Genomic DNA, 25,048 nt, shown 5'->3' with positions numbered 1-25,048 from the left:
CCTAAATCAAGGACTTAGGCTTTTTATTTTCCGGAGATGCTTTTCAAACCCTAAAACGCCCAACCTCCCCGAATCCAACCTTGCACAGATTTGTAGGAATTATCAGCATTAAGCTGTTGTCCGGAATTGGTATATAGCGGGTTATTTCCTATGCGATATGCCGCCACTGCGGTAATAAAAAAGGTGTCATACGCATACTTCACTGTCAGCCCCGCATCGCCAAGCTGATAGTTGTTATTTGCATTTGTTTGTCCCTGCCAATCGGGGTACAAATTAACGTACTGCTGAACAATACCTAGATCAGCAAACACTCCTGCCTGCCAATTTTGATTGATGCGGTGATTAAGTTCAGAACTAAAAATCGCACCTTGAGATCCCCCACCCTGAGCAACTGGATATGCTCGAACACCATAGGGGCCACCCATATAGAGTTGCTCAGAACTATTGAGATTTTTATTTGCGATTTGCCCGTAAACCGAGTTGAGCCAGCTCGTATTGGGCAGAAATTCTAAATCTTGGTTATGTGATAAGTTAAAGCTCAATTTTTGATAAGAACCGGCAGTGCCTGGACCTGTTGTGTCTTGTCCGGCTTGAGTCAAATTACTGATGCCCAGATGACCTGAGGTCAATGTTGCGCCATAGTTCACAACACTGGAATTCGAGTACGCCCAATTACCATTGAGTCCAATAGTAACGGCATTGATTAAATAGTCGCTAATCGTGACTGCGCCCTGCGTATTATTGTAGTAGCGATTTTCAACTGCAAAGCGAAGGTTGGCATTGGCAGTTTGACTGCGTTGCAGTGCATAGCTCGTATTGGCATTAAAGGTGTTGGCATAACCCTGGCTTTGAATGGAATTCCAACTGGGAAGTGTTTTGTACTGCAAATAAGAAGCCTGCACCCCCGCCTTCCAACCATCAGAGCCCACAGGGATATTGTAAGCCCCCTGAACATAGCCTGAGCCCAAGGTCTGCACGACGTCTAAGGCCACTTGATCACCCAGGCCGGAAAGGTTATTAAAACTTAGGCTGGCAATGGCTTGTGCAGTCCCCGTGCTAGGGGAGCCATAGTTAGATGCAGCTAACTGACCGGTAAAAAAAGGGGTTTCTGCAATTTGAGCAACGTAATCGCTTGTTCCTGAATCGCTTCCGGCCTCAAAACCACCTGAGGTACGAATTCCGGAAGCCTCATTGAGAAGCAACGTGCCACGCTCAAGCGCCTTGGTATCAATGAACTGTCCGCCATTATTACCCTTGCTTAAAAAGAGCTTGGCACGCTCCACTGAAAATCGTGCCGGCTTGTCAGGGTTGAGTTGAATAACACTGACCTTACCCATCTTGCCTTCAGTAATCCTGAGCTCAACAATGCCATCTTTTACCTCCTGCGGTGGCACGCTTACTTGAGCTATGCGACCCTTGGTGAAGTAATAATTCTGAATGGCGGCAGTCACGTCATTTAACACGCTAAAGGGGATGGCTTTTCCTACCCAAGGCTTTACCACCGCTTGGAGCTGGTCATCACTTAATAAGGTATTACCCATGAAGCGAAAGCCTTTAATATCAAGTGTTTGCTCATCCGGCTTTGCTTTACGTGGCACAGGCGACTTCTTAGGTTGGGCCTGGGGTGCAGGCTGTGAGCGCTCTAACTGGAGCTCCAATTCGCGCTGCAAAGCTCCAGCATTCGGGGTTTCCTGGCCAAATGTTGAGCCGGCCATCAATGCAAGGGTTGCACTCAGAATCATATTTACCGACAAACGGCGGGGATTAGCGAGTTTTAATCTCTTCATAAAAATACCTACTTACTACATTGATCTAATTGATTTTTTACATAAAGCGTTGCAAGCTCCTGAACTGATGATACCCCCATCTTCTTCATCATCTTTGCTTTTTGAATCTTCACTGTGCGAGGTGCAACGCCCAGTTTTTGCGCAACATCCTTGCTTTGCAGCCCCTTAACCAGCCAATCGCATACCTCACGCTCTCGCGGTGTGAGCGATTTAAAACTGTTAATCGCTTGTGTACCACTTGCCAGCCTTTGGGTTAGGCTGTCATCCAGCTTGATTGCGCGATTAATTGATTCAAGCAATTGTTTTAAGCCAAAAGGCTTTAATAGGAAGTCGATAGCACCATTTTTCAAGCCATCGACAATTTGCTGTGGATGGCTTTGGCCGCTAATAAAGACAATCGGCGTGAAGCGCTCCATTGTAATTAAGCGCTCCTGCAGCTCTACCCCCGTCATATCAGGCATTTGCATATCCAATAAAATAGCAGCAGGAGACATTGGGGTCGAGCGATTCAGAAAATCATGGGCGCTACCAAAATCTTGCACCATGTAACCATTCTCCCTCAACATATGAGAGAGTGAATTACGCATTGAATGATCATCGTCAATCAAATACAAATTACCACTTACAGGCTGCATAAATAGATCCCAAGCAGTTTACCAACGCAGGTAAAAATAATAGTATCACCAGTTTGGAGATAACCCCATGATTTATAATAAGAAATTAAGGGTTTGGGAAGCGTAGTTTAAAAATAGCTCCCGCCTCGCCTGGATTAACAACGGTAATATTGCCCCCATGAAGCTCCATGATAGAGCGGCTTAACCATAAACCCACTCCCATGCCAGACTCCTTGGTGGTATTAAAGAGCTCAAATAGTTGCACTACGTTTGCCACCCCCGGGCCATTATCAATCACCTCGACCTCGGTCGACTGAGATAAGCGACTCAGTCTGATATGAACGATTTTTTCGCCAGAATTGGCTCGCAGGGCCTCCATGGCGTTATTAAGCAAATTGAGAATCACCATTTGCAACTGACTGGGGTCGCCATTAACCATAGCGTCTTTGGGAACATCGGCAATCAGAGAGACTTTACGGGAATTAGCCTCGGGTGAGGCGATTGCTACGACATCCTTAATCAAAACACTCAAATTAAACAACTCAAACTCGCCGCTACCAGAGTAAAAAAAATGGCGCAACTTAGTAATGGTATTGGCTGCCCGCTCACCATCATGTTGAATGCGACTCAAGATATCCTGATAACGCACAAGATCACCGTTTTTCATAAGACGCTGCTCCAAGAAATCGGTATTGAGGCGAATAGCGCCAAGTGGTTGATTAATTTCATGGGCCAATGAGCTCACCATGGTGCCCATATTGCTGAGCTTCTCAGACATTGTTAACTTTTTGACAAATTGGTTCTTTTCAGCGAGGAGCACCTCTAGAGCGCTATTTAACTCCTCCATCTCTTCTTTTTCTTGTTGGGCGGACTTTAGATCACGCGTCTTTTGCAGTATCTCATTGAGAGAATTAGAGGCGGACTTCCAGAGCTTTTGAAATAGAAGACTACTTACCATGACATAACAAAGCAAGTTCGCACTCATGTTCGCAATAAACATAAACGCAATTGAAGATTTTTGCTGCAAAATATTTGCAACTGAATCATCATGATTAAACCATGTCACAGACATTCTTAAAAATGCGAGCACAGCTTGCAAAAACACCGAAACAATTAAGATCCTCAGCGTAAAAGACTTATCACTTCTGAGCTGCCTTACAAGTTCATATATTTGCCAAGATTCCAAAAGGATAATCGGGATAGTCACTAACATCACGCGTTGAGCAAAGCTATCCGGCTGTAATCGCAAAAAATGAAACGCAACCATCACAAAAATCCAGCATAGCATCAAGAACACCAACAGCCGAGCATTGATCTTGGCATTCCAAGAGCGAAATAAGAGGCAAAGAGTAACGCTCGAGGCAAGGTATGCGCCATTGGCAACATCGAGCAAAAATTCTCCAAAAATAGGCAATGCTGCCCAAGTAAATAAGGAGCTAGCCCGCAACAACAAAGAGCTGGACCAATAGCCACCAGCTATCAATGGGCTAGAAGCGTTATCTTGCCCTAGGGTGCTAGTCAAAATCCCCAAAAGCACCAATGCATAGACAATAAAAATCAGCTGATTGATTTGTTCCATTTAATATTCGCCTTCATCAAATCGATTAAATAGCAGTCCTTTTTAGTCATTTATTAAGGCAACAGAAGAGAATGCTTACTAGCCAAACAAGACCTTAAGGCATTTAGCTCGGTCACATTATCGTACTGGTTGGCAAATTACTGCTTTTTATTGGTGACTCATAACTCAATTCAGATAAAGCAAATCCAATACCGACCCGTTTGATTGTATAGAAGATTGGCAAGCAAAAAATCCAATGACAGCTGTGAATTCCAAAGGAAATTTCTCATGAAAAGATGGTTGCCTACATTTTTACAGCGTTATTTTCAAATTATTACAAAGGTAATTTGTAATCGGGTCAGAAATAACAGGGGTATTTTTGAGCACATTCATTTTGCATCCAGCGAAAATAAGGCTTAATTTATTGCCTTTTCATGGGCTGCAAGCAGCCTCAATAAGAATAGTCGTTGAGCCACCTAAACGATAACCCCATAACCCAGAGTCAACCCATCACCACATCATCCCAAACCCCATGATTATATTTTTGGGTTTCGAAGATGACGATTTCAACATCTTGCAGGGCTATGCCAACTTCTTGCTCCATACATTGAAATAGTAATTTAATAAGCAGCCTCTTGAATCCAACAGATCTGCCTTCAAAAATTGAAATTTCGATGATGGCGCAGCGTGATCTTCGATAAAAAAGGGAGGAGATAAAATCAAATTACTCTTAACCAATAAAGCGATGAAATTTCCTATCAACTGGATAAGTCAAGATCTCTACTGCCGCCCAATGAATTACAGAAGATAGGTGGGTTTGATATCTTTTTAGAACCCCTTTAAGTCCGTAAATCTTAATTTTAGACATCATTTAATTGCTACATTCTTGGAAATAATTTCCGACACACCCTTATTCGACGATTCAACTTTCCCAACCCCATTCTTAGCAACCTCCAAAAAACTTTTAGAATGGATGGAATTAAGCCAATCTCTTAGCAGTCGCAATTAAATAATTTCATAATTCAGGCGAGAAATCATCCTGATGCTGCGTTGCAAACCAAGGGTGTGAAGACCTGTTTGATGTATCAGGATTCAACTGAATTAGCTTGGAAAAGGTCAAATTAACAATGGCATCTTAAGCTGACGCTTCTTTCGCACTCTACTTCTGTGACGTTGTGAGATCTTCGAAATATCTTTGTCTATATATGGAGTCGGTAGCCGGTAAAAAGCACCAGAGACTTTTGTGGCTTGGAGCGCTTGCCAAAAATTATCATACGTATTGTTAAATCTATCAAATCGGCTTGGTATATAGTAAGACTGAAATTTTGCTCTGACCCCAAAAATAGATTGAAATCCCATGTAAGCCGATAAGCCCCTCATCGCAGCAAAAAGCAAGTGATTTACACCAACATCCGCAATGTCATTTTTGATAGATTTCAAAAAATCTAAATAGCCAGTCGAACCTTGAACCCTTGTAATTAATACACCACTATCGCTTCCTGCGTGCAAAACATTCTTTGGGACTAAAGTGAACCCCATGCAATAGATCACTTTAGATGCATGCTTAAACTGCAACTCTATTTCACCATCTCTAAATTCTTTATGCCCTTGTTTTAAGTAAATCGCCAATTCAGGGTTGGCATAAGACCGCCAAAGAACCGCACCTTCATGGCAAATTAAATCTACAAAGCCCTTATTAAATATTTTGGACAAGATGGTGTAATGAAAGCTATAAATTTTCTCCCTCAAGTTCATCGAGCCATTTATAAAATTGATATTCCTTTTAGTAATTCTTAAATAATGAAATTTGTAGTTATTTTTTATTGACTGAAGAGATTCTGCTTGCAAGCATCTTCTTGCTCTCATTACCAAATGGGGCTTAGCTAAAATTTTGAGGGCAGTTCTTTGTGAGGCTCGAAAGGGCATATTAACTGGTATGGGCATTGAATGCCCAAGAAAAATCGACTTATCCATCTTTTATTAAGTGGCATAAACACCAATTAATGGGCTTCAATAAATTAATAATTAAGTAAGTTTGCGTTACACATAAATGAATCACCTGATTTTGATATTTCATCATTAAACCCGCCGACTAGATTCACAGCTATCCCTAAAATACGGGATATCGAAAACCACTATTTGATACTTTGCTCTGATGTGCAACACTAACCGGAATCAGAATCAAAATTAAAAACAGAGTTAGCAAAATGCCATCCAACAATCTATTTGAATCTATCTCGCTAGGATTAATGCGTCTACCAAATCGAGTTGTTATGGCCCCGATGACAAGGGCACGCACCGCTCAACCAGGCGACATCCCAAGCATTGAGATGGCCACCTACTATGCACAAAGGGCAAGTGCCGGCCTAATCATTACCGAGGCCACGCAAATTTCCCAGCAGGGCCAAGGCTATAGCTTTACGCCCGGCATTTATAGTGAAGCTCAGGTTCAAGGCTGGCGCAGAGTTACGCAAGAAGTACACGATGCGGGCGGGCGAATTGTGTTGCAGCTTTGGCATGTGGGCCGCATGTCTCATCCTAGCTTTCATACCGATGGCATGCCCGTTGCACCCTCAGCTCTCGCACCCAATGCTCAGGTTTGGGTGGTAGGCTCTGACGGCATTGGTCGTATGCTTGAATGCCCAGTACCACGTGCCCTGAGCGCAATAGATATTCAGAATGTAATCGCCGACTTTCGTCATGGCGCAGCAAATGCCATGCGCGCAGGTTTTGATGGCGTTGAAATTCATGGTGGGAATGGCTATTTAATTGATCAGTTTTTGCGTACTACCTCCAACCATCGGACAGATGAGTACGGCGGAACTTTAGAAAATCGCATTCGCTTTGCCTGTGATGTAGCATCCGCAGTTGTAACTGAGATTGGTGCGGCGCGAACCGGTATTCGGATAGCCCCCTTCATTACGCAGCGAAACATGAATTGTCCCGACATTATTACTGCCACTCTTGCATTGGCGGAGCGACTAGAAGCTATGCAGGTAGCATATATTCATTTAGCCGAGGCTGATTGGGATGATGCGCCGCAAATTGACGACGGGTTCAGGCAAAAATTACGTCAAACTTATCAGGGAAAAATCATGGTGGCAGGCAACTATTCTGCCGCTCGAGCAGAGGCTATATTGGCTGGTGGCTTAGTAGATCTAGTGGCTTTTGGGCGGCCATTTATCGCCAACCCTGACCTGCCCAAACGCTTTATGCTCAATGCCCCCTTAGCCGAATTTGACCCCAGCACACTATTTGGAGGCAATGCACAAGGTTATATCGACTACCCTTCCCTAAGTTAATTTTATTTATTTCAAAAAAAGGTTACGATGAAAATTACAGACGTTGCAAAAGCACGCTACACCACCAAATCTTTTGATAGCACCCTTAAAATTGCGCCAGAACTTATTGAGCAACTACGAGAGCTTTTGCGTTATGCACCATCATCGGTTAACTCACAACCTTGGCACTTTATTATTGCCAACGATGATGCTGGTAAAGCTCGGATTGCCAAAGCTACATCAGGCTCCTTCTCCTTCAATGAAGCCAAGGTGAAAAACGCTTCACATATTCTAGTTTTTTGCGCGCGTAAGAATATTGATGAAGATTACCTTGAAACACTGCTTGCTCAAGAGCAGCAAGATGGACGTTTTCCAAACGATCAGACGCGCCAAGGACAAGATAATGGGCGTCGCTTTTTTGTTGGTCTAAACCGCCAATCCGATGCTGGCATCTCTGCCTGGATTGAGAAACAGGTATATCTAGCACTTGGGACCTTGTTACTAGGTGCGGGCACGCTCGGTATTGATGCGTGCCCAATGGAGGGTTTTGATGCGGCTATTTTGGATGGTGAGCTCAACTTGTCAAGCAAAAATTTGTGTAGCGTGGTGGTGGTTGCCTTAGGCTATCGCGCAAGTGAAGATTTTAATGCTAAAACACCCAAATCTCGCTTACCTGAAAACGCGATATTTTCAGAGATTTAAGTAAGGATTAGATAGGGTGACTTATAAATAACTACAAAGCAGAGTCACCTAAGACTAGAAACAGCACTGCTCGTGACCGGTGAGAGGCCATGACTAGGGAAAACAATATTTACCTTCAGGGTGCCAGAGAAGCCACTTTTCCCACCCAGACATCTAAGTTTTCAAATGGCACCGCTATCAGTTAGTAGCGCATAGGTAGATGCAAGGCACTTTCATTGGTCCGCAACCCGCCTTTATAGCCAATGCGGTCACAATATTTTATTAAAGAAAAAACTATTTACGTGCTGATGTTTAAAGATTAATTTTTATACAAGATTCATCTCCCATGAAATAACTGGATTACCATCCCTTTTTATATAAGTTGCTACCGGCAACCGATAGCAGAAATAGTCTTTACATAGATAGCCTCCAATGGGCTTTAGAAATCCCTGCATGCAAAATCAACACCGCTTTCGATATTTATCTAAGAATGGAGTATTCCCGATATGGTGTCTACAAGGACTTTGTCTATACCGTAAATTTTTCAGACGAAATTCTATAAAGACCGACAAATAGCGATTTTGTTTCTTTTATTTAATCCCCTCACCATTTCTGATGGGAGAATCGCATACACCAAGACCAAAAAGAATCGCCATTAAAATCTAGTTCAATTTAGCGTGACTTCTGTGCTTAGCAAGCCCCGCAAATAGGGGGTGTAAGTGCGAATAGTTTGTTGTTACGATTGGTCAATCTTAATACCCAATTACACATAGCAAGTGATTAAACCTCTCAAACATAATGCGGTTTTCAAGCCTTTTTATAATGTCCCATCGGATGATTTGTGCTTTCATGCCCCGCATGGCGATGTCTCAGCGGCTACGGGGAATTCAATTGGCAGGGCCATTAAAGCAATATCCAACAAACACCTCTACGGGGCCTCGAATAACTCAATGGATTTGAGGCGGCCAACTCCGATAGCCGTCAAAACCAACTCATATGCTTGAGAAAATGCTTGATATAGCTGTTGATTTGATGCCGGCGCTTTGTTCTCTGGCAGTTTTTTTACCCCGCTCCAGTTTGGCGGTGATCCAATGAACTCAATAAAACGAATCGCCCGCAAGAACTGTGGTGCTCATATTCTGGGTGATAGGCCACTTTGTAGTGTTTGTCTGGCACCCAAGCCTAAAGAGCCTTTAAATGCCAAAAGACTATCTTTTTCATTTGTTGCCCTAAAGGCATCTGCCATTGCTTATTGGCTATCTACCCATGACGACTGACTCCAAAGACTTTGCAGCCATAAAGGCAACGATCAACTCTAAAAAGGTGGGGGATATCGCCATTGATGCCCTGCAAGAAATTCTGCCCCATGTTCGTGGCGCCAGCACCGCCGAAATCATGATGGCATATGCCGTAATAATTAAATCTACTTTAATAGGCATGGAGCTATCTGAGGCTGAAAAAGATGATGCGAAAGTGCTTTTTGATCAGTTTTGGCCAGAAGTTTTGGTTGATAGACTTCTAGCAACCAACTCAACCAGCACATCGATTCATTAGCAATTGTTGTTAATAAAGCCTCTCAGAACCCAAGCGGTAAACCGGCTGATTTATATAAAATTACGTACCAATTACCAAATAAGTGAAAAATTACTCAACTTACAACGCTTGTAATAATGCTATTACAAAATATAGTTCCAATTAAGCTTAAGCCAATTAGGCGATTCACATTGGTATTGCTTAGTCCTTCATGCAGCCGGCAAACAATACAATCACAAGCGCTTCCACCTTTTGCGGTGGGTGCCGAACAAAGATGGCATCTGATATCTTCCAATGTTCATCCTCTAGTTTTTTTATATGGGGCAGTGTGATTTAATGGACTTAATTAGCCCACCCCTCATTTGTACCGTATTGTCTGCATTGTCCAAAGCGAAGGAAAACCCGTTGGAAGCGAGAGCTTTCTCATGTCAACGTCATAGATAGCTTTATCTTTGGCGCAGGCCACCCTAAATTGCTTTGCCCAAGCAAGATCACTAAATAAAGGCCGAGAACCCCATATGACTCAATCGCGTCATATTAAATTGATAAAGATTTCTCTTGGCTTCACTCGCCCACCTGCAAACACGACTCTGGTGATACGCGTAAATTGTTCAAACTCAGTTAATTAACAATATGTCTTCGAAAAAAAATAAACCCCAATTAAGGGGTTTATTTGCTTTTAAGATCATATTTCTATATCCCACACTTAAGGGATATTCCAACTACATACTTTCCAATCTAATTGACACTTTATACAAATAAAGTGGAATTACAAATGATTATTTTTGCGGCCATTGTTGTTGCTGGGTTTATTTGGCCTACGGTAGCGATTTATACCTTCACCTGAGTGGATTTAAATTTCATCGAAGAGTAAATCTTTGAAGGCCTCTATTTGGAATTTAAAGTGCTCGAATTAGGAATCCTAACCTTCAAGCGTTGGGTAATAGATTTCGCATATGTAACCAAGCGCCCTGATAGACGATTAAATTTGCCCCCCCCCCTAAAGGTGCAGCTTCAGGAGGGTTTTCAGAATCATTAGGTCAAATAAATAGTCATTACTTGCATCCTCAATTGACTCAAGTCTGGCATCAATTTCTTTAAGCCTTATATCCTCACCCGTAAAATTCCCTAATCATTTTATTGATTTGATTGCCACATAAATATCCCCCACCTTTTGAGTGGGGGATATTTTCACACATCATGGAGGTGCGTCGTCACAACGCAAGATAAGATTAATGGTGCGATAAATATTAAGCAATCCCTCAAATAAGGGAGGTGGAAAACCATTAGGGACTTTATTGGCTTGTATGCATATGATTGGCCAATATAAAAATTGGACTTTGTCGACTCCGCAAGATTATTTAGGAAAAAGCAATGCTGACAAACTTAACGCAGAATAAGAAACCAAGCAACCCCTCCTGGATTAGGTTTATGGCGCCGGTAACGGCTCAAACTACTGATTCACTATTCAAGTCTATTGATCAGGTAATGCTGCGGGGGCATGATCACATTCATTTGATGATTTCATCGCCGGGTGGATCGGTGCTTCACGGCCTCTCCGCTCACAACTATCTTAGAGGTATAGGCCTGCCGGTTACAACTTATAACTTTGGATCGGTTGATTCAATCGGTGTTGTTATATTTTGCGCGGGAGAGGAGCGGATTTGCGTACCACACGCTCGCTTTCTTATTCACGGGGTTTCCCTGCAACTCCAGGGTAACTTAAAGCTCGATGAAAAAAGTATTGATGAACATCTGAAAAGCGTCAAAATTGATGCCCACAATATTGCCAGAGTGATTGCAGATACAGCAGAAAAAAAACTTGAAGAAGTGGAGAAATCAATGCTAGAAAGAACAACACTAAACCCCAGTCAAGCTAAAGAATATGGACTAGTAACAGGGATTAGAAGAGAGTTATATGAAGGTGGTCAACTCCATACCATTCATGAGCAAGGACAAATACTTCAAAGTAGCCAGGCGCGCAGCAATTAAATCATTCAAGAGGCTTGAACTTGATTTATTACTCCAGACTATTACCGCTCATTAATGCTATGGCAATGTCTCTTGCTCGGCCAAAGCCGCCCCAAGTCAAATTACCAACCGAGTACTTTCGACCCCAAGCAGTCATTTATAGAAAAAAATTTTAGATCTGGTGCAAGTTTGAACAACAAATGTAATTACGCCGCTTATTTTCTAAAGCACATCAGGATTTCACCCCAGCCCGATAGCATCGATTTTCCTCTCCAAAATAGCTCGTAGCAGAAAATTCTATGAAATCTAGGGCATGAAAGCAGTATGTTAAGTAAATTCAGAAAACAATTCCGGGGCTGGATCGCCCTGAGCTTTTTGCTTGCCAGCTTAATAGGCACACACTGGATTGGCTTTGCGCACAGCATTGCTCACTCCGGAATACACCACCAAAATATCGAACTGAGTTGCGTAGATCAAGCCCCTACCCTCGGTCATAGCAGCGCAAGTTGTCATCTTCTAGACGCACTCACGCTTGCAGGCTTCGTTGCCTCAACACCCAACCTATTTATTGGCGCCAACTTCCTTCATGAAGCGCAACTGGTATCCAATGAATCTCCTCCAGCCCGAATGCATATTGGGCTGTATCAATCCAGAGCCCCACCTAGCTTCATTCTATAAATCGCCCAACACGCCAGACCTAATCGTTTGGCCTCTAGATTTATTGTGCCAATAAACATATTGCGTGCATTTGGAATGAAGGAAATACTATGTATCAAATCGATAAGCCATTGGCTAAGCACAGGCTGATCTACGTTTTAGTCTTAGGATTCATTAGTACTACCGCTCTTGCGCAAACTCAGCCGTCTCTCGAAATTACGGCAACCGGATCACAAGAAGCAACACAAAGCATTTTGACTCCGACCAAGATTTTGCAAGGTGATGAACTCCTAAATAAATTAGGAACAACGCTCGGCGCCACTCTGGCGAATGAGTTAGGCGTTTCAGCAACGGGTTATGGCGCAGGATCATCACGTCCAGTAATTCGTGGTCTGGAAGGCGCTCGTGTTCAGATTTTGCAGAACGGCTTATCAGTGGGAGATGTCTCCAATATTTCTCAAGACCATGCCGTTGGTAACAACATGCAAAATGCTCATCAAGTCGAGATCTTGCGTGGCGCAGCCGCCCTCCTCTATGGATCAGGCTCTAGCGGCGGACTCGTCAACGTGGTCAATGATCGAATCCTCACCAACTTGCCTGATAGACCCACAGGGGCTGTTAATACAAGCTATGAAACTGTCAATAATGGCAGAGCTGGGGCTCTAGAAGTAGATGGTGCTTTTGGCTCTGTTGCGGTTCACGTAGATACAGCGATTAATAATGCCAATGACTACACCATCCCAGGTAACTCTACGCAATCTCAAGGTGAGCCAGCTGGTGGCTGGACTGTGCCCCCTGGCGGTAACGGAGGCAATAACTACACCGGGAAGTTACCCAATACTTTTAGCAATCAAAATAATTTAGGTGTTGGTGTTTCTTATATTGGTCAGAACGGTTATACCGGTGTTTCTGTTGAGCGCTTAAATAATAATTACGGCATTCCAACGCCTGAAGGCGGATCGATCAATCAGTCGCAGAATCGCTATGACTTGCAACACCAAACTCGCGATCCATTTGCAGGCTTCTCTTCTTTTAAATTTAGTGCAGCTAGCTCCAATTACAACCATACTGAATTTACCAACACCGGTGAAGCAGCATCTTTATGGAAGAACATGGCTAATGAGGCGCGCTTTGAACTTGCCCACAACCCATTAGCTGGCTGGAAAGGTACTTTCGGAGCTCAGGTCTCAGCAGCCTCTCTCAATGCCACTGAAATTGGCACAGGTAGTTACGCAATTGTTCCTCCCACCAAAACCAATTCCAATGCCCTATTCTGGATTGAAGAAGGTAAGTGGAATTCTCTCCAGGGAAATCTGGGGCTGCGTTACAACAATGTTGCGCAAAAACCCAATCTTGGCACACAGCTAGAAGGTCAAGAGATGGCGAACTCTGCTGGCGATATTGTTGGGCCCACACCTAGTATCACTCTACAAAATCGGACATTTAATTTAATGTCTTACTCGGCTGGCGGTTTGTGGAACTTTATGCAAGGTCATGGAGCAGGTATTGCCTATACGGTCTCGCAGCGCGCTCCAAGCGCTCAAGAACTCTACTCTTATGGCGCTCATGAATCCACCGCTACATTTGATATCGGCAACCCCAATCTCAATAAAGAAACTTCGCATAACCTGGAGTTCAATATACAAAAGACGAGTGGCTTATTGCGTGGAAAAGCGAGCGTCTATGCAAACCGCTTTAATAACTATATCTATGGCTATTACACGGGTGAATCCGTTCCCGATGCGGAAGACTTCTCAGTAGTGGTTGCTCAACAAGCGGCAGCTACCATCAAGGGCGTTGAAGGTGAGCTTACCTACAACTGGAGACAACATGGTGTTGGTGGACGTTTATTTGGGGATGCCTCTCAAGGTACTTTTGATTCAGGCGGAAACTTACCGCTTCAACCAGCTCCACGCTTGGGCGCAGAAATTGCTCATCAACAGAATGGCTGGCTTACCAACGCTACTTACATTTATAGCTATCAGCAAAATAAATTAGCGGCTTGGGAACAAGGTCCAGCGCCAAGCTACAACCTCTTAAATGCGGGGATCTCTTACACAGAAAAAATTAAGGACGTGAATTGGACTGTGTATATGAATCTAAAGAACTTGCTCAACGAGCAAATTCGGTATGCAACTACTCCGATGGCAGTCAGGCTATATGCACCCCAACCAGGAAGAAGTTTGATGGTGGGCCTACGAGGAACCTTCTGATCCATAAGCTTCTGAGATGCGGATTTATAGAATAACTAGTGCGAGTAAATAATCAAAATTATGACCGCAGACTGTTAATCTGTAGGTCCCCGGTTCGAGCCCAGGCCGGGTAGCCAAATAGGTAGGAGCCTTCAGAGTTAATAACTCTGAAGGCTTTTTTACTTTCTAGTCCATAGACAACATATGGACAACATTCACCACATTACGACAACTATTTAATCGCCACCTCATTGATTAAGTGCAACAACTACATGTGATTTATTCATCAGACATTAAGACATGGGGGGGGTGAGGTAAAGCCTCTCAATTGATATAACTGAACCCACCAAGATTCATAAATGAGATTTTTTGATGAAAGGCGGCTAACGACCCAAAGCAGACTCTCAAAGAAAAACCGCCCGAAGGCGGTCTTACTTTATGCGCTATTTGGCAAGATAGTTATTGTGCAAACGGCTCCAGATCACCAGGCTTACGCAACATCTTATTCACTTCATCTAAATGTAGCTCTTCTTGAACAATCATCTCTCTAGCGTACTCCTCTAGCAATACCGAATGGATTTCCTCAGCCACTTTAATTAGGTCGTAATACGCAGTTAAAGCTACTTTTTCGTGCGCAAGACTCTCGCGTAATATATCGCCGATATCGTGCTGCTCCGTCTCTAATAAAGGGCCAATTTTTAGAGAGGGGTGGCCACCTAGCAAAGTAACTAGCTCCCCGGCTTTGTGGGCATGAGCTAGACTCTCATCAGCATTTCCTTTTAACCAAGAAACAATCGGAATGCGGTTATAGCCGTAAACCATTAGAGAGTAATGGGTATATTTCACGACCCCAGCCAATTCTAATTCCATGATTTTGTTTAAAGCCTTAATTGCTATTTCATTACTCATAACTGATCCTTTTCATAATAATTTTTACACTCTAATTTGCATAACTTATTAAGATTAGATTGCCCAAGCGCTAAAGGCAATGAAAATATTGATGTCTCCACCTCCAACCACCGTACCCCATCGGCATACCACCCATCTCAACTGAGGTGGCAACGTTGTTAATCGCCTGGGCCTTTCGTCTTCTAGCCAATACATCCTCTCTTTGATTTGCTGCTTCAAAATCCTTTTGAAGATCTGTGCATCGGTAGGTCTTCTAATCAAAATTTGGTAATTTCCATCAAGCCCCCTGAATAAAGGGGTTACTGGAGACGACGCAACAGCCCCACTCGCCCAATGCGCCGTAAATGGGGGGGCGCACCATAACAGCCATCCTTCGCCAGCGGAAGGGTTTTACTTATGTCCGGGTTAAATGAATCACGTATGGTGAAACACCTAAGGTTTGCCTATCGCTACTAATTAAAGCGCCTTCTGGAGTCGAATGGACAACGATTGTGCTGTGCATGCCCCTAGTAGAGTTATAGCTGCAATGTTGAGTGCGAGGGTTTTTAGCATTTGATTTCCTAATGGGTTGAAATAACTTCTTAAAGCTCTATACATCTGACCACATGCGCATGAGGTTGTGATACACCCCGGTCAAGCGAATGACCTCTGGAGTGCCGTCCTTTACTTTGCGCAATTGATAAATGGCGTTATCAAGATCATAAAGAACTCGGCGCTGATCATCTCCGCGAATCATGCTCTCGGTCCAGAAAAAACAAGAAATCCGGGTGCCCTTAGTTACTGGCTCTACCCTATGAACAGATGATCCTGGATACATCACCATGTCACCAGCTGCAAACTTAATTCTTTGCTCTCCAAAAGTATCCTCAACCACTAACTCGCCGCCCTCATATTCGCTTGGATCTGTCAGAAATAAGGTGCAGGAAATGTCTGTTCGAACGTGCTTTCCACTCGCAGCATGAGTTCTCACCGCATTATCAATATGATTGCCAAATTGATTATTTGAACCTTCATACTTATTGAACAATGGAGGGTAAATCTTCTTAGGAAGAGCGCCGGTAAGATACTCTGCGTTTCCTGATAGGGCCTCTAAAACAATAGCGCGAGCCTTTTGAGACTCAATGCCATCTTCAGGTAACTGGAAATTCTTCTTAGCTTTAGCTGACTGCGTACCCGCAGTAATTGATCCATCAGCCCAATTGGCGCTATCAATAATTTTGCGAACTTCAGATAGCTGGGACTTAGATAACACCTTAGGCACATGCAGCAACATATTCTCTCCGAGATAAATTAAAAACGAACAACTGCCTGTAGCTGATACGACCTTAAGGTGCCAGGAATTGCAAAGCCGCCATTAACATATACAGACTCATAGTTGGTCGTATTTAATAAGTTCATCACATTTAGCTTTAAAGAGTATTCTTTGATGTCGTACTGCAACATAGCATCTACACGAGCATAAGCAGGAACTTGATTAGCTGTAATGGGCCCCGTACCGGTGCTTAAACCATAAACCTGTCTTTGGCCAACCCCAAATACTCCGCCCCCAACCTTCCAATTTTGAGCAACCTTATAGGTTGTCCAAACGTTGTATGTATAGGCAGGAGCATTACGCGATCTCATGCCAACTAAGTTAGGATTTTGGCGAGTAGTCCCACTATAGCCTTGATCATCAATAATAGAGCTCATTAATGCTCCACCACTAAAAATATCCCACTTATCGGTAATACTCCCAGTAAGCTCAAGCTCAAACCCATTGGTATGTCTTTTTACTGAATCGATTGAGCTAGTACTGTTAATGTCGGTATTACGCTCCCATTTTTTCACCGCCTGATAAAGAGCTGCTCTTAATGCCAGACCATCATCCGTTACGTTCCACTTAGCACCCAACTCGCTTACTGCACTTCGCTCGGCCGGGTAGCCGGTTCCAGCCGAAAGTTGATATAAGTCAGCTGTTGGATTAAATGAGTCACTCCATGTGAGGTAGTAATTGGAATTTAAAGTAGGTTGATACAAGAGTCCCGCTCTATAACTTTTCTCAGCAAAATTTAAATTTGCCTGGCGCGAAGGGCCAAATGTAGTTGCATTGCCTGGGGCCTGGTAATTAGCCCTCAAGGAGTCATACCGAATGCCGCCCATTACTTTCCAGCCGGTATAAACCTCGACCATATCTTGAGCATAAATAGAAGCGGTATTACCCTTGTAATTTACTTGACTTGATGGTGTTTTAACCTGATTACCATAACCATATTTACAGGTATCACGAACAATGACATTATTGCGAATCACGTCAGCAGTACAACCAGTAGTATCGTAGGAATATCGCTCGGCATTCTCGTTGTATACCTCAACGCCAGTCAATAACTCATGTCCGATCGACCCAGTTGAGAACCGCTTATTAAAGTCTGACTGGAAAGCAAACGTTGATTCCTCCCCGCCGCGCGGATTGGCTAGGGCAAGAGCTGTTACTGGAAGAACTGAGCGACCCTTATTAGACCAAAGCGAGCGGTCATAATGAGAGTAACGAATCTTGGTATTCAGGGAGGTATCTTTATCAAAAGTATATTGCTGGGACAAAGTAGTCAACTGGGTTGTGTTTTTCTCGTAATCTTGATTCGTGCCACTAAAACCTGTAGCGGTATTTAAGGGCTTCCCATTGACAAATCCAACACCAAAGTCTGGAGTATTGTTGGTATCGAGATAGTAGTAACTTAGGGAAACCTGATTATCAGTGCCAATACCGTACGTAACTGTTGGAGCAAAACCGAGTGTTTTGTTTTGAACTACATCCCGCGAACTCTTGGCATCTTGAGCAACTGCATTTAATCGAAATGCAGTACTACTTTCTTGATTCAGCACAACGTTCATATCAGCAGTCCCGCGATAGTAGTCATAACTACCAGCTGTCACTGCGGCATTACTCTTATTCATCAGAAATGGTGTTTTAGTCACCTCATTGATAACCCCACCAGCTTGACCGCGACCGAACAACATGGAGGCCGCACCCCTGAGCACATCAACCTGAGTGACGTTGAAGAGGTCACGGTTGTATTGGGCTGTGTCTCTAATTCCATCAACATATAAGTCTCCAAAGCTATAAAAACCACGGATATTCATGTTGTCACCAATACGGCCGCCCTCACCCGCATTGAAAGTTAATCCCGGTACGTTTCGTAAGCCATCTTTTAAGGTAGTTGCATTTTGATCTTCCAGCAATCCTTCTGGAATAACGGTAATGGCCTGTGGAATATCAGATATTTCCTGAGTAATCTTTCCAATGTTGCTGTAATTTCGGTTGTAGCGATTTGACTCTTCATCGTATTTTGCCTTTACTTCAACCTGCCCCATGGACTTGGTTTCTGGAATGACCGTTTGCGCAAAAGCTACTTGACTTGAGCTCACCATAATCATTGCTACCGCAGCGCCTAGAGTTGCCCGAGATGATTGTGGCTCATTTAAGCGTTGATTTCTTTTGACGTTCTTTTTTCTCACAACAAATCCAATCTAATAAACATTAGTTAATTTCAATTGGCTTGCTGCATCGCGTGGGAATTACCCCATGTACGGCTGGCTACTATTTTTTAATACAAAATTCTTTTAACGACTCATCCCAGGAATATTTCTATAAACTTCGCTAGGAGTTACTGCATTTTGCTCATTCATCAAGTTCTGATTTACTACGGTACTTGCATTAATGCTAATTTCATCCCCAGTTAAATTACCTCCCGATCCTACCTGTTTAGAGGAGGTGCATCCGCCAAGACCCCACATAAGCGTTAAAACGCGGGAATAGATTCCGACCTTGCTCATTTCCTGTTTATTTGGTAATTAAGAGCTTGCCAAATTTCGTTGCACGCAAGCAGTAAGTTGTGCCCTCATGCTCTATTAGCAAACTTTGAGAATCGCCAAACAACTCTTTGCTATTTACCTTCCGGGTAGCCACTTCTGGATCTTGTCTATCTAGCCGAATAATTCTTGGTGCCAGACTAGATGGGAGATTATTTTTTGTAATGCTAGCCATTATTTACCTGGGCTGGTTACAAAGCCCACTTTCTCAATACCAGCACCATTGGCAAGGCTCATTGCTTTAGCAACATAGTCGTACTCCACCTTCTTATCAGCATAAATATGCAAGACTGGTTGGGGGCTGGCCTTAGATGCTTGCTGCAACTGTTCGTTAAGCTCTTTTTCAGTTAGCTTTTTCTTATCCAGGATATAACCTCCAGATTGATCAATATTTAAACTTAAAATCTCTGGCTTATTCACTTGAGGCTTACTGGACGCTTGAGGTAAATTCACCTCAACAGCATGTTTTAAAACTGGTGCAGTAATCATGAAAATAATGAGGAGAACCAGCATGACATCCACAAATGGCGTCATATTGATCTCACTCATAAAGTGCTCTTCTTGGCTATCAAAGGATCCAAAGCTCATTTCAATTCTCCAAAATTACTCTGTAAAGGCTTTTTCAGAATTTGAGCGCTGAAATCCAGCAACGTAAAACGCCCGTAAGTCATACGCGAATCTATTTAATCTATTTAAAATAAATTGATTGCCGCGAAGCAGTGCGTTGTAACCCAGCACCGCTGGAATAGCTACTGCTAAACCGAAGGCAGTCATTACAAGTGCCTCACCTACTGGGCCAGCCACCTTATCAATACTAGACATACCGCTATCGCTAATTGTGATCAGCGCTTGGTAAATTCCCCATACCGTTCCAAATAAACCAACAAAAGGTGCCGTAGATCCAATAGAGGCCAACACGATTAATCCAGAACCAAAGCGCTCCTTTACATCATCAATCGCATTTCGCAGACTACTGGTAATCCAATCGTTTAAATCCAAAGAGTCATGCAAATGCTTCTCGGTATTCCGATGGTGGCGCATGGCATTTTGCCCCTCCAGAGCAAGAGACTTAAGGGGATTGGCATCCTGGTCACTAGACTCGAGGGCCTCAAGAGCATTATTGAGATTGGGGCTATGCCAAAAATCATGTAATTGCTTAAACTGCTGTTTTGCTTTGTAAATCATCATTGCTTTTACGATCATCACCGTCCAAGAGGCAATCGACATCCCCAGCAAAATGATTGCCGTTAACTGAATGACGAATCCGCCCTCAACCCATAAATTAACCAAACTCAAACCTGAATTCATATCACTACTCCAAAATAAATTTAACTGGTAACTCGTAGCACATCGGTATTGGGGTGCCACCCTTTTTTGCTGGAATAAATTTCCATTGCTTTACTGTCTGTAGTGCAACTTGGTCAAGCCGCGAGAAACCTGATCCTTGTTTCAAATCGAGGCTATCTAAAGATCCATTGGCACCAATACAAGCCTTTAAAAGAACTAAACCCTGTTCCCGCAGTTTTTTGCTAATTGCTGGGTAAGGTGGCTTCGGGTTATTTAATTCAGAGGCGTCAGAGTTGGGCATGGAAACCGGTGCAGATGCTAATGCCCCTTCTGATTTCGCTTCGCTTGTTTTTTCTTTTACAAGATCACCATCCTTGGTTGTTTTTTCCTTATCCAATTTTTTATCTTTGGGCTTTACATGAGCCGATGGGGTAATGGCCATTGATTCTCGGTCAATTATTTGCGCCATCATTAAAATAGGCTCTGCTTTTCTCGAGTAATTGAATGTCAACATAATTAGCGCCAGTGGAATAACGGCGTGCATCACCGCCACCCCAATCCCGGCCTTCTTATAGGTAATTTCGCCTAAAGATATAAACATGACGTTGATTACTTGTAACCAACCTGGTCCAAGAGTTTCTGAGCAGCAATTTGATTCTTACCAATTGCTGATACAGAAACCTTCTCCGACTGAAAAGTGCCTAGGGCTTTGAGCGCTGAATTGTCCACCTTGACTGATTGGACTGCTGGCCACTCGTTATTACTATTAGCTAAGTACTCTTGAGCCGAGTCACTCGCTAAATATTCCAGAAATTGAATCGCCTCTTTTGGGTGTGGGGCATTACGAGCCATGCCGCCGCCAGAGATATTGATATGTACCCCGCCAGCCCCCTGGTTTGGCCAAACAAAGCCCACCCTAGAGATGGCGGTCATGTCATCAGGCTTATCGGATTGCATCATGCGAGCAAAGTAGTATGAGTTTGTCAAAGCAACGCCACACTCTCCTGAGGCTACTGCTTTAATTTGATCTGTATCGCCACCCCTTGGAGACCGAGCCATATTGGCTACCATGCCTTTTGCCCAAGTCTCGGTTCCTGCCAGGCCATCTCTTTCAATTAATGCACCCACAAGTGAAAGCATATATGGATGAGCACCAGATCGAGTGCAGACCTTCCCTTTGTTATTCGGGTCTGCTAGCTTTTCGTAAGTATCTACATCAGTCTTTTTGACGGTGGACTTGTTGTAAACAATAACGCGGGCACGAGTAGAGAATCCATACCAAGGTGTTCCACTCACCTCGGTATTGGCCCTCAAGTTGAGGGGGATCCGCTCATCAAGGTACTTTGACTTAGTTGGCGCAAACATGTTGTGCATTTGAGCCCTCCACAAGCGAGCAGCATCAACGAGCAATATGACATCAGCCTGACTTTTATCGCCCTCACTTTTTAGGCGCTCCAAAATACCGTTGTCATCCGCTTCGATACGATTAATCTTGATCCCCGTCTTTTTGGTGAAGTCGGTATACAAAGCTTCGTCAGTTTGGTAATGACGAGCTGAATATAGATTTAATTCTTTGATAGGCTCTGCGGCATACACATTCGCACCAAAGACACCTAGTATCAACAAGCCACCTACCAATAGTTTTCTTGAGTTCATTTTTTTGGCCTTTTTTAATATAAATCATCATTTTTGTTGAATTTTAAGAATTCTATATCATAATGAGAATCATTATCAACTAATGATGGAGATCCCAATGAAATCGAGTCAAATACTTCAGGAGCCCTAGCAATGGTCTTGAATTACCAGAAAACAGGCTGCGAAATGGCGGCAAAGCAAGCGATTATTGCCCTCAATGCCCTTATCGATTCCAAGGAAATTCCCGTTGAACTAATTAAACAAGCGCTAGTGACTATTGAAGATTTGGAAAGAGCACACTGTTAGAGTTAGAAAATTTTGACTGTCTACAAAGCAAAACTAGACTTTAATTTGGTGATGTAGTGCATTTATAACAAGCGAGGGCGGCAAGAACTATTAACAAAGTAGAACTTAGAAAGAGGTGAAATGGGCGATATAAAAGTGGGTGATGTTATACGCTTCAAATCCGGAGTTATTAACTTGACAGCTTCATCAATCGATGGCGATGACGCCAGTTGCCATTGCCTTGACCCCACCGGAGTTCTCAATTAATTTACAGCGCTTTGGGCACAACACAAACCAAGCCATGATTGCAGCAGCACCATTTAGGATGCTCGCTACCCAAAAGGCAGATTCCCAACCTAACCCTCTGGAATATTCTTTTCTTTAATAATCTTGCCCCAAGTGGCGGATTCCCTCACCATGAACTTGGCGAGCTCATCCCTACTCATTGGTACAGGGCTAAAGTTATGCTCGCCCAAGGCGGCAATCACTTCCTTATCCCTCAGTGTTTTTACCAGAGCCTTATTCCAGGCTTCCAAAATAGGAATTGGGGTTTTACCTGGAGCCATAAAGGAATACCAGTTGGCGGAATCAAATCCTAGGTAACCAGATTCAGAAATCGTTGGAACTTTAGGATAAAAAGGTGAACGCTTTGCACTCGTTACTGCAAGCGGAATTAATTTACCTTCTTTAATAAATGGTCCTGCCGTAGAAGGTGAGGCGTAAAAGGAAGATACCCTACCCGCCAATAGATCAATCATTGCTGGGTTACCGCCCCTATACGGGACGTGAACAACATCAATGCCAGCAACGCTATTAAATAACTCACCCTGTAGATGTGATGCAGCCCCATTGCCAGTGGAGGCAAAGGTTAATTTACCTGACTCTTTTTTAGCAAGGGACACATACTCTTTTAGACTCTTAACGCCCAAGGAAGTTGGTACCACCAGGATATTAGGGAACATTAAACCCATGGTGAGTGGCGCTAAATCCTTAAATGGATCATAGGAAACCTTCATCATGTGAGGCGCAATCGTTAGCGGGCCAATTGAGCCCAACAAAATCATGGAGCCATCAAGAGGTCCATTAGCTACAGCGGCATGGGCAATGTTGCCGCCAGCGCCTGGCTTGTTATCCACTACGACAGTTTGCCCAATATTTTCACCGAGCTTTTTGGCAATGACGCGTGCAGCGGTATCAGCCGATCCGCCCGCCGCAAAACCCACAATCATGGTTACTGGTTTTTTAGGCGGGAATTCCTGGGCACTTAGCAATCCTGGACTCGCCAGCAGGATTAAGGCGGTTTTAAGGAGTTTATTTAGGCTAAACATTATTCTTTCTGGGAAAAATTACCAAGGGAATGCAGGCAAGGCAGTTTTTAATCCTGCCTTCTAAATGATTGGTACGGCTTTTGGTGATGCCAATAATGAGAAAAAGTTTATGGACTCTACTCAATTATCCGCAGGCAAAATATCCCGCATTTAAGGGGTTTACCAATCCGCGCTCGTCTATTAAATTGATCTTGCGTTGTGACAACTCACCTCCATGATGTGCGATCAGTCCCCCGCTAGAAATGGTGGGGGATTTTTACCACAACCAGTACGCATTGAATCTAAAGCCCAAACCCATGTGGATCAATTTTCTTCAGCAGCATTACGACCCAATCTCAATCATCTTTCAGCAATAGACACAAAATCATGAAAAAATATCTGTATTTTAATGGGCATGTAAGCACAATTAATGCGGAGCATAACCTTACTTGCCATGAAATAGTGCCATTAGACTCCTTCGCATTTAGACATTGGGCAAATGAATTTACTAATGTTAGTGAGTTAATTCACCATAAACATATCGCCCCCAAGCGACCCTTCACGCCACACTTAAAGCATTGAACAATAAAAAATTCCTAGCAACAAAATCGTCGAAAGATGATGGTAGAGTAAAAAGGGTTAACCCTCCTATACCAGCCGTTGAGTGCCATAACAATTTGGCTTTTGTCGCAGCAACGCTGCCAAAAGATTTACTGGCTATGCACGATACGGCAGCCATACAAGAGCCCCTCTAGCGTGGCTTTTACTGAATTGGCTTAGCCAACTAATTATCTATTTATTAGATTAACAACTTCATATTAATTCATTAGACAGATCACTTCATTAAGAACAAGATGAATCCATCGCAACACACAATGAAAGGAGTTAAAAATGAAAATCTAAAATAGATTGGCCACGATTGCAGAAGGCTTGTACTTCCTCAACCATCAATATGAAAAGGACTTGCTTGCAATTTTGCAGTCAGAGTCCGCCAAGAGGAGTTCTCTATGAATGTTCTTATCGCATTTATGGCGGGCGAATAAAAACCGTCAAACACACAGACTATTAAAGCTTTATCAGTTAGTCTGAACAGGTCGGCTTAACCAAGCAAAAATGATTTACCTATTAGGAGATCTAAATGACATCACAAGGAATGTGCCCAGTTGCTCACGGGGCCAATACTGAATCCAGCAACACCCCAATGGCATGGTGGCCAAAGTCACTGAACCTAGACATTCTTCATCAACAAGATACAAAGACAAACCCAATGGGTCCGTCATTTAACTATCGAGATGAATTAAAAAAGCTCGATGTAGGCGCACTCAAGAAAGACATGAAAGAGTTGCTGCTCAACAGTCAAGCCTGGTGGCCAGCAGATTGGGGTCACTACGGCGGCCTGATGATTCGTATGGCCTGGCACTCTGCGGGTAGCTATCGCATTGCCGATGGTCGCGGTGGAGCTGGGACAGGCAATCAACGCTTTGCTCCATTGAACTCATGGCCAG

At 43.4% G+C, this 25,048-nt stretch carries 23 protein-coding genes and 1 pseudogene; 8 read left to right on the top strand and 16 right to left on the bottom strand.

What is annotated here, in order from left to right:
- Positions 1-50: 50 nt before the first annotated feature.
- From ICN16_RS00115 to ICN16_RS00095, 5 genes are all read right to left on the bottom strand, one after another.
- Positions 51-1,787 (bottom strand): ShlB/FhaC/HecB family hemolysin secretion/activation protein, encoded by a 1,737-nt coding sequence (locus tag ICN16_RS00115; protein ID WP_216133033.1) that lies wholly within the window; start codon positions 1,785-1,787, stop codon positions 51-53.
- An 8-nt stretch (positions 1,788-1,795) separates the two neighbouring features.
- Entirely contained in the window at positions 1,796-2,422 is a 627-nt protein-coding gene (locus ICN16_RS00110) for a response regulator transcription factor (RefSeq protein ID WP_216133032.1), read from the bottom strand.
- A gap of 85 nt (positions 2,423-2,507) precedes the next feature.
- Positions 2,508-3,980, bottom strand: coding sequence for a sensor histidine kinase (locus tag ICN16_RS00105; protein ID WP_216133031.1), 1,473 nt, complete (start codon positions 3,978-3,980; stop codon positions 2,508-2,510).
- 481 nt (positions 3,981-4,461) lie between these two features.
- Positions 4,462-4,674 carry a tautomerase family protein gene (locus ICN16_RS00100; protein ID WP_216135521.1) on the bottom strand — a complete coding sequence of 71 codons (213 nt, stop codon included), beginning with the start codon at positions 4,672-4,674 and terminating at the stop codon, positions 4,462-4,464.
- A gap of 401 nt (positions 4,675-5,075) precedes the next feature.
- The gene (locus ICN16_RS00095) at positions 5,076-5,933 is read right to left on the bottom strand and encodes a DUF535 family protein (RefSeq protein WP_216133030.1); all 858 of its coding nucleotides are present in this window, start codon (positions 5,931-5,933) and stop codon (positions 5,076-5,078) included.
- Between the two features lie 233 nt (positions 5,934-6,166).
- Between ICN16_RS00095 and ICN16_RS00090 the strand changes: the two genes are divergently transcribed.
- The 5 genes from ICN16_RS00090 to ICN16_RS00070 all read left to right on the top strand — a co-directional run bounded on the left by ICN16_RS00090 (position 6,167) and on the right by ICN16_RS00070 (position 11,446).
- The gene (locus ICN16_RS00090) at positions 6,167-7,261 is read left to right on the top strand and encodes an alkene reductase (RefSeq protein ID WP_216133029.1); all 1,095 of its coding nucleotides are present in this window, start codon (positions 6,167-6,169) and stop codon (positions 7,259-7,261) included.
- A gap of 27 nt (positions 7,262-7,288) precedes the next feature.
- Positions 7,289-7,942 carry an oxygen-insensitive NAD(P)H nitroreductase gene (nfsB, locus tag ICN16_RS00085; RefSeq protein WP_216133028.1) on the top strand — a complete coding sequence of 218 codons (654 nt, stop codon included), beginning with the start codon at positions 7,289-7,291 and terminating at the stop codon, positions 7,940-7,942.
- 1,070 nt (positions 7,943-9,012) lie between these two features.
- Entirely contained in the window at positions 9,013-9,198 is a 186-nt protein-coding gene (locus tag ICN16_RS00080; RefSeq protein WP_216133027.1) for a hypothetical protein, read from the top strand.
- Positions 9,188-9,475, top strand: a complete 288-nt coding sequence (locus ICN16_RS00075; protein WP_216133026.1) for a hypothetical protein — start codon at positions 9,188-9,190, stop codon at positions 9,473-9,475. Before ICN16_RS00080 ends, ICN16_RS00075 begins: the two co-directional genes overlap by 11 nt.
- Before the next feature lie 1,353 nt (positions 9,476-10,828).
- Positions 10,829-11,446, top strand: a complete 618-nt coding sequence (locus ICN16_RS00070) for a ClpP family protease (protein WP_216133025.1) — start codon at positions 10,829-10,831, stop codon at positions 11,444-11,446.
- A gap of 366 nt (positions 11,447-11,812) precedes the next feature.
- Here the strand turns inward: ICN16_RS00070 and ICN16_RS09820 are convergent, their stop codons facing one another.
- On the bottom strand, positions 11,813-11,938 hold the full coding sequence (locus tag ICN16_RS09820; RefSeq protein WP_255533540.1) for a hypothetical protein: 126 nt from the start codon (positions 11,936-11,938) through the stop codon (positions 11,813-11,815).
- 254 nt (positions 11,939-12,192) lie between these two features.
- On the opposite strand from ICN16_RS09820, the gene ICN16_RS00065 reads away from it, so the two are divergent.
- On the top strand, positions 12,193-14,295 hold the full coding sequence (locus ICN16_RS00065) for a TonB-dependent receptor (RefSeq protein ID WP_216133024.1): 2,103 nt from the start codon (positions 12,193-12,195) through the stop codon (positions 14,293-14,295).
- 438 nt (positions 14,296-14,733) lie between these two features.
- On the opposite strand, the gene ICN16_RS00060 is transcribed toward ICN16_RS00065, so the two are convergent.
- The 9 genes from ICN16_RS00060 to ICN16_RS00020 form a co-directional block, all read right to left on the bottom strand.
- The gene (locus ICN16_RS00060; RefSeq protein ID WP_216133023.1) at positions 14,734-15,183 is read right to left on the bottom strand and encodes a bacterioferritin; all 450 of its coding nucleotides are present in this window, start codon (positions 15,181-15,183) and stop codon (positions 14,734-14,736) included.
- A gap of 589 nt (positions 15,184-15,772) precedes the next feature.
- The gene (locus tag ICN16_RS00055) at positions 15,773-16,456 is read right to left on the bottom strand and encodes a Fe2+-dependent dioxygenase (protein ID WP_216133022.1); all 684 of its coding nucleotides are present in this window, start codon (positions 16,454-16,456) and stop codon (positions 15,773-15,775) included.
- Between the two features lie 17 nt (positions 16,457-16,473).
- A complete protein-coding gene (locus ICN16_RS00050) occupies positions 16,474-18,675 on the bottom strand; it encodes a TonB-dependent siderophore receptor (RefSeq protein WP_216133021.1) in 2,202 nt (733 codons plus the stop codon).
- Positions 18,676-18,780: 105 nt separating this feature from the next.
- A complete protein-coding gene (locus tag ICN16_RS00045; RefSeq protein WP_216133020.1) occupies positions 18,781-18,993 on the bottom strand; it encodes a hypothetical protein in 213 nt (70 codons plus the stop codon).
- Positions 18,994-19,000: 7 nt separating this feature from the next.
- Complete coding sequence (hemP, locus tag ICN16_RS00040) at positions 19,001-19,204, bottom strand: hemin uptake protein HemP (RefSeq protein ID WP_216133019.1); 204 nt, start codon at positions 19,202-19,204, stop codon at positions 19,001-19,003.
- Positions 19,204-19,617, bottom strand: coding sequence for a biopolymer transporter ExbD (locus ICN16_RS00035; RefSeq protein WP_216133018.1), 414 nt, complete (start codon positions 19,615-19,617; stop codon positions 19,204-19,206). The genes hemP and ICN16_RS00035 overlap by 1 nt, the downstream gene beginning before the upstream one ends.
- Before the next feature lie 15 nt (positions 19,618-19,632).
- Positions 19,633-20,337, bottom strand: coding sequence for a MotA/TolQ/ExbB proton channel family protein (locus ICN16_RS00030; RefSeq protein ID WP_216133017.1), 705 nt, complete (start codon positions 20,335-20,337; stop codon positions 19,633-19,635).
- A 4-nt stretch (positions 20,338-20,341) separates the two neighbouring features.
- Positions 20,342-20,917 carry an energy transducer TonB gene (locus ICN16_RS00025; RefSeq protein WP_216133016.1) on the bottom strand — a complete coding sequence of 192 codons (576 nt, stop codon included), beginning with the start codon at positions 20,915-20,917 and terminating at the stop codon, positions 20,342-20,344.
- 8 nt (positions 20,918-20,925) lie between these two features.
- Positions 20,926-21,972 (bottom strand): extracellular solute-binding protein, encoded by a 1,047-nt coding sequence (locus ICN16_RS00020; RefSeq protein ID WP_216133015.1) that lies wholly within the window; start codon positions 21,970-21,972, stop codon positions 20,926-20,928.
- Between the two features lie 132 nt (positions 21,973-22,104).
- Between ICN16_RS00020 and ICN16_RS00015 the strand changes: the two genes are divergently transcribed.
- The gene (locus ICN16_RS00015; protein WP_216133014.1) at positions 22,105-22,257 is read left to right on the top strand and encodes a hypothetical protein; all 153 of its coding nucleotides are present in this window, start codon (positions 22,105-22,107) and stop codon (positions 22,255-22,257) included.
- Between the two features lie 335 nt (positions 22,258-22,592).
- Here ICN16_RS00015 and ICN16_RS00010 read toward each other — a convergent pair whose 3' ends face one another.
- Positions 22,593-23,564, bottom strand: coding sequence for a tripartite tricarboxylate transporter substrate binding protein (locus tag ICN16_RS00010; protein WP_216133013.1), 972 nt, complete (start codon positions 23,562-23,564; stop codon positions 22,593-22,595).
- 1,117 nt (positions 23,565-24,681) lie between these two features.
- Here ICN16_RS00010 and ICN16_RS00005 point away from each other — a divergent pair.
- Positions 24,682-25,048, top strand: a pseudogene (locus ICN16_RS00005) (catalase-peroxidase); the annotation flags it as partial.

It is taken from the genome of Polynucleobacter sp. es-MAR-4, assembly GCF_018882055.1.
Taxonomy (GTDB): Bacteria; Pseudomonadota; Gammaproteobacteria; order Burkholderiales; family Burkholderiaceae; genus Polynucleobacter.
This window is presented reverse-complemented; position numbering and strand designations above follow the sequence as displayed.

Excerpts from the sequence above, each read along its gene's own strand:
- ICN16_RS00115 (WP_216133033.1), bottom strand. The coding sequence starts at position 1,787 with ATGAAGAGATTAAAACTCGCTAATCCCCGCCGTTTGTCGGTAAATATG.
- ICN16_RS00110 (WP_216133032.1), bottom strand. The coding sequence starts at position 2,422 with ATGCAGCCTGTAAGTGGTAATTTGTATTTGATTGACGATGATCATTCA.
- ICN16_RS00105 (WP_216133031.1), bottom strand. The coding sequence starts at position 3,980 with ATGGAACAAATCAATCAGCTGATTTTTATTGTCTATGCATTGGTGCTT.
- ICN16_RS00095 (WP_216133030.1), bottom strand. The coding sequence starts at position 5,933 with ATGGATAAGTCGATTTTTCTTGGGCATTCAATGCCCATACCAGTTAAT.
- ICN16_RS00090 (WP_216133029.1), top strand. The coding sequence starts at position 6,167 with ATGCCATCCAACAATCTATTTGAATCTATCTCGCTAGGATTAATGCGT.
- nfsB (WP_216133028.1), top strand. The coding sequence starts at position 7,289 with ATGAAAATTACAGACGTTGCAAAAGCACGCTACACCACCAAATCTTTT.
- ICN16_RS00080 (WP_216133027.1), top strand. The coding sequence starts at position 9,013 with ATGAACTCAATAAAACGAATCGCCCGCAAGAACTGTGGTGCTCATATT.
- ICN16_RS00075 (WP_216133026.1), top strand. The coding sequence starts at position 9,188 with ATGACGACTGACTCCAAAGACTTTGCAGCCATAAAGGCAACGATCAAC.
- ICN16_RS00070 (WP_216133025.1), top strand. The coding sequence starts at position 10,829 with ATGCTGACAAACTTAACGCAGAATAAGAAACCAAGCAACCCCTCCTGG.
- ICN16_RS09820 (WP_255533540.1), bottom strand. The coding sequence starts at position 11,938 with ATGACAACTTGCGCTGCTATGACCGAGGGTAGGGGCTTGATCTACGCA.
- ICN16_RS00065 (WP_216133024.1), top strand. The coding sequence starts at position 12,193 with ATGTATCAAATCGATAAGCCATTGGCTAAGCACAGGCTGATCTACGTT.
- ICN16_RS00060 (WP_216133023.1), bottom strand. The coding sequence starts at position 15,183 with ATGAGTAATGAAATAGCAATTAAGGCTTTAAACAAAATCATGGAATTA.
- ICN16_RS00055 (WP_216133022.1), bottom strand. The coding sequence starts at position 16,456 with ATGTTGCTGCATGTGCCTAAGGTGTTATCTAAGTCCCAGCTATCTGAA.
- ICN16_RS00045 (WP_216133020.1), bottom strand. The coding sequence starts at position 18,993 with ATGAGCAAGGTCGGAATCTATTCCCGCGTTTTAACGCTTATGTGGGGT.
- hemP (WP_216133019.1), bottom strand. The coding sequence starts at position 19,204 with ATGGCTAGCATTACAAAAAATAATCTCCCATCTAGTCTGGCACCAAGA.
- ICN16_RS00035 (WP_216133018.1), bottom strand. The coding sequence starts at position 19,617 with ATGAGCTTTGGATCCTTTGATAGCCAAGAAGAGCACTTTATGAGTGAG.
- ICN16_RS00030 (WP_216133017.1), bottom strand. The coding sequence starts at position 20,337 with ATGAATTCAGGTTTGAGTTTGGTTAATTTATGGGTTGAGGGCGGATTC.
- ICN16_RS00025 (WP_216133016.1), bottom strand. The coding sequence starts at position 20,917 with ATGTTTATATCTTTAGGCGAAATTACCTATAAGAAGGCCGGGATTGGG.
- ICN16_RS00020 (WP_216133015.1), bottom strand. The coding sequence starts at position 21,972 with ATGAACTCAAGAAAACTATTGGTAGGTGGCTTGTTGATACTAGGTGTC.
- ICN16_RS00015 (WP_216133014.1), top strand. The coding sequence starts at position 22,105 with ATGGTCTTGAATTACCAGAAAACAGGCTGCGAAATGGCGGCAAAGCAA.
- ICN16_RS00010 (WP_216133013.1), bottom strand. The coding sequence starts at position 23,564 with ATGTTTAGCCTAAATAAACTCCTTAAAACCGCCTTAATCCTGCTGGCG.